Here is a 4,132-nt window from a genome sequence, read left to right on the forward strand (position 1 = left end):
GCGTGGCAACGTCAGGCACCTTGATGCCGGCGCCGCGCTTCGGCGGTTCAGACACTTTCAAGGTCTTCAGACGCGGCTTGATGTCCACGCCGAGATCCTCCGGCTTCACGATGTCGAGCTGCTTCTTCTTGGCCTTCATGATGTTCGGCAAGGTCACATAGCGCGGCTCGTTCAGGCGCAGGTCGGTGGTGATCACCGCCGGAAGCGAGAGCGAGATGGTTTCCAGGCCGCCGTCGACTTCACGCGTGACCTTGACCTTGTCRCCRTCGATCTCGACCTTCGAGGCGAAGGTGGCCTGCGGCAGGTCGGCCAGCGCCGCCAGCATCTGGCCGGTCTGGTTGGCGTCGTCGTCGATCGCCTGCTTGCCCAGGATGATCAACTGCGGCYGCTCCTTGTCGACCAAGGCCTTGAGCAGCTTGGCCACGGCCAGCGGCTGCAGTTCTTCGGTCGTCTCGACCAGGATGCCGCGGTCGGCACCGATCGCCATCGCGGTGCGCAGGGTCTCCTGGCACTTCGCATCACCGCAGGAYACGGCGATGATTTCAGTAGCAGCGCCCTTCTCCTTCAGGCGCACYGCCTCTTCGACSGCGATCTCGTCGAAGGGGTTCATGCTCATCTTCACGTTGGCGATATCGACACCAGTGCCGTCGCTCTTCACGCGCACCTTGACGTTGTAGTCGACRACCCGCTTGACGGGAACMAGRATCTTCATTGGTTTGACTCCATTGAATTGCGAAACCGGGGCTTGCAGGCAGCCGACAATTTTAGGCGCCGGCCTCCGCGAGGACTGTTCATTTCAATCAGGGGGATGAGATTCGAAGAAAAAGAACGGTCGTGCTTTTTTTGTGATTATAGGCGAGCCGCAGGGGCCGGAGAAGTGTCGGCAGGTAACGACTCGACGCGGACCACGCGTTGGGGGTACGGAATCTCGATGCCGGCCTGGCGCAGGCCCTCAAGGATCGTGACGTTGATCGCCGAACGCAGGTTGTCCCTGCCCTTGTCCGGATCGGAAACCCAGAAGTTGAGCATGAACTCGAGTCCGTCGGACGCGAAATTGAGCAGGAAGGCCACTGGCGCCGGGTCCTGCAGCACGCGCGGCTGCACCACCGCCGCCGCGCAAAGGATGGCCTGCACCTGCGCCACGTCGCTGTCGTAGCCGACCACGATGCTGGTCGTGATGTTGAACTTGCGATCGGCCAGCGACAGGTTCTCGACCCGGCTCGTGATCATCGATTCGTTCGGCACGATCGACTCGCGTCCGTTGCCCGCGCGCACCAGCGTGTAGCGGGTCTTGATGTCGGTGATGCGGCCCTCGAAGCCGTCGACCCGCACGTTGTCGCCGATGCGGATCGAGCGCTCGAGCAGGATCACGAAGCCGCTGACATAGTTGGCCGCCAGCTTCTGCAGTCCCAGGCCCAGGCCGACGCCGAGTGCGCCGCCCAGCACCGACAGCGCGGTCAGGTCGACACCGACCGCGGACAGCGCGAACAGCAGGCCGATCAGCAGCAAAAAGGCACGGATCGCGTTCGACGCCACCTTGCGCATCGAGAGATCGGCCACCGCCTCGCTGAGGATGCGCTTCTCGACCGTGGCCGAGATCCAGAGCGCGATCACTAGCACCAGGCCGGCCGACAGCGCACCCTCGAAAATGGTGCGCAGGCTCACGCGCGAGCGGCCGAAGGCCAGCGTGATCTCGTCGAGTTCGGCCAGCACCGACGGCAGCAGGCCGACGATCCAGAGCACGGCGCCGATCCACGCGATCCAGGAAATGGTCCGCTCCACCAGCCGGGCCATCGCCGAGGCCGGAAATACCGCGCTGAGCACCCGGGCGAAGAAGCGGATCGCCACCAGCGGGACGAACACCGACACCGCGATGCGAAGCACCAGCACCGGCTGGAAACCGGTCACCGCGCGCCGCGCCAGGTCGGTGAACAGCAGCGAAAGAATGGGGAACAGCAGGCCGTCGATGGTGCGCTGGCCAAACCAGATCGAATCCTTCGGCTGGTCGCGTCCGAACCACCGGCTCACGGCCCAGGCCACGAGCACGCAGCCGGCCAGGATCGAGATCTCGATCCACAGGCCGCGGGCCTGGATCGGGCCCAGCTTCTGGCTGAACTCGCTGAAATTCATCCCGCTACAGGTCGGCCAAAACCCGCAGGTGCTCCTCGACACTGCGCGCCAGCGCATCGAGGTTGTAGCCCCCTTCGAGCATCGAGACGATGCGGCCCTTGGCGTGCCGGCGCGCCACGTCGAGCACGCGGCCGGTGATCCAGCCGAAGTCATGCTCGTTCAGCCGCAGCTGGCCGAGGTCGTCGTCGCGATGGGCATCGAAGCCGGCGCTGACGAAGATCATCTGCGGCTTGAACTCCTCCAGCCGTGGCATCCAGCAGGCCTCGATCAGTTCGCGCACGTCCATGCCCTTGGTGTAGGCCGGCACCGGCAGGTTGAGCATGTTCGGCGCCGGGTTCTCGGTGCCGCTGTATGGATAGAACGGGTGCTGGAAGATCCCGACCATCAGCACCCGCGGGTCGTTGCTGAGGATGTCCTCGGTGCCGTTGCCATGGTGGACGTCGAAGTCGACCACCGCGACCCGCTCGAGCCCGTGTTCCTCGATCGCATGGCGCGCCGCGATCGCGACGTTGTTGAAGAAACAGAAACCCATCGCCTTGTCGCGACAGGCGTGGTGGCCGGGCGGGCGCACGGCACAGAAGGCGTTGTCGACGGCCCCGGCGATCACGGCGTCGGTGGCCGCGATGGCGGCACCGGCGGCGCGCCGGGCAGCCAGCAGCGTGAAGCGGGTGAGCGAGGTGTCGGGATCGATCTGCGCATGATCGGGGCCGCCGGCCGGCGCATCCTCGACCAGGCGCTGGCTCAGCGCCTCGAGGTGCTCCATGTGGGCCACGCTGTGCGCCCGCGTGATCTGCGGCAAGGTGGCAAGCGGCACCTCGATCCGCTCCAGCGCGTCGCCAACGCCGGTGACCAGAAGGCGATCCTCGATCGCATCGAGCCGCGCGGGGCATTCGGGATGGCCCGGCCCCATGTCGTGCTTCCAGCAATCGCGGTGTGTGAAATAGCCGGTTTTACCCATGGATCGAATCACGTCGTACCCCCATGCGGTATGGGCCCGCCGGGCTTACGGTATTGTTTGCATATGGATACAAAAATGGACGTTGCCGCGAAGCTCGCCAGTTTGCTCGGGCAGCTTAACACGGTGATCGTGGGCAAAGAGGCACAGGTGCGCGAGTGCGTGGCCTGCCTGCTGGCCGGCGGCCACCTGCTGATCGAGGATGTGCCGGGGGTCGGCAAGACCACCCTGGCCCATGCGCTGTCACACACCTTCGGGCTGAATTTCTCGCGCGTTCAGTTCACGGCCGATCTGATGCCGGGCGACCTCTCGGGCGTCGCGATCTACGACCGCGGCCAGCAGGCCTTCGTGTTCCACCCGGGACCGATCTTCGCCCAGGTGCTGCTGGCCGACGAGATCAACCGCGCCAGCCCGAAGACCCAGAGCGCGCTGCTGGAGGCCATGGAGGAGAAGCAGGTCACGGTCGAGGGCGAGACCCGGCCGCTGCCGACGCCCTTCTTCGTCATCGCCACCCAGAACCCGCACGACCAGCTCGGCACCTTCGCCCTGCCCGAGTCGCAGCTCGACCGCTTCCTGATGCGCATCTCGCTCGGCTACCCCGACCGCGCGGCTGAACGCGAGCTGCTGGCGGGCGCCGACCGGCGCGAGCTGCTGGCCGGCCTGCCGGCGCTGCTGACCGCTGGCGAACTGACGGCGCTGCAGCAGCGGGTGCTGCAGGTGCACGCCTCCGAGCCGCTCCTGAACTACCTGCAGGATCTGATGGCCGCGACCCGCTCGGGCCGCTGGTTCCTTCAGGGCCTCTCGCCGCGTGCCGGCATCGCGGTGCTGCGCGCGGCCAAGGCGCAGGCGCTGCTGGCCAATCGCGACTACGTGGCACCGGACGATGTCCAGGCGGTGCTGCCGCAGACCATCGCACACCGGCTGACGCCGGTCGGCGATGCCGGCCGCGGCGCCGTCGAGCAGGTCCGCGCCATGGTCGCGGCGGTGCCGCTGCCGTGAAGACGCCGGCGCCGGCCCGCGACTGGCTCGCCGAGCGCCACGCGCCGC

The 4,132-nt window shown here is 66.6% G+C and carries 4 protein-coding genes; 1 reads left to right on the top strand and 3 read right to left on the bottom strand.

Annotated features, from left to right (window positions below):
* The 3 genes from AC1DY5_RS44735 to AC1DY5_RS44745 all read right to left on the bottom strand — a co-directional run.
* Positions 1 to 712, bottom strand: a 712-nt coding sequence (locus AC1DY5_RS44735; protein WP_478120837.1) for an electron transfer flavoprotein subunit beta/FixA family protein, incomplete at its 3' end; no start/stop codon positions are given.
* 137 nt (positions 713 to 849) lie between these two features.
* On the bottom strand, positions 850 to 2,130 hold the full coding sequence (locus tag AC1DY5_RS44740) for a mechanosensitive ion channel family protein (RefSeq protein WP_478120838.1): 1,281 nt from the start codon (positions 2,128 to 2,130) through the stop codon (positions 850 to 852).
* A gap of 4 nt (positions 2,131 to 2,134) precedes the next feature.
* On the bottom strand, positions 2,135 to 3,088 hold the full coding sequence (locus tag AC1DY5_RS44745; protein ID WP_478120839.1) for a histone deacetylase family protein: 954 nt from the start codon (positions 3,086 to 3,088) through the stop codon (positions 2,135 to 2,137).
* A gap of 75 nt (positions 3,089 to 3,163) precedes the next feature.
* Between AC1DY5_RS44745 and AC1DY5_RS44750 the strand changes: the two genes are divergently transcribed.
* Complete coding sequence (locus AC1DY5_RS44750) at positions 3,164 to 4,084, top strand: AAA family ATPase (protein ID WP_478120840.1); 921 nt, start codon at positions 3,164 to 3,166, stop codon at positions 4,082 to 4,084.
* Positions 4,085 to 4,132: the final 48 nt, after the last annotated feature.

The organism is Variovorax sp. P4_D9 (assembly GCF_056401695.1).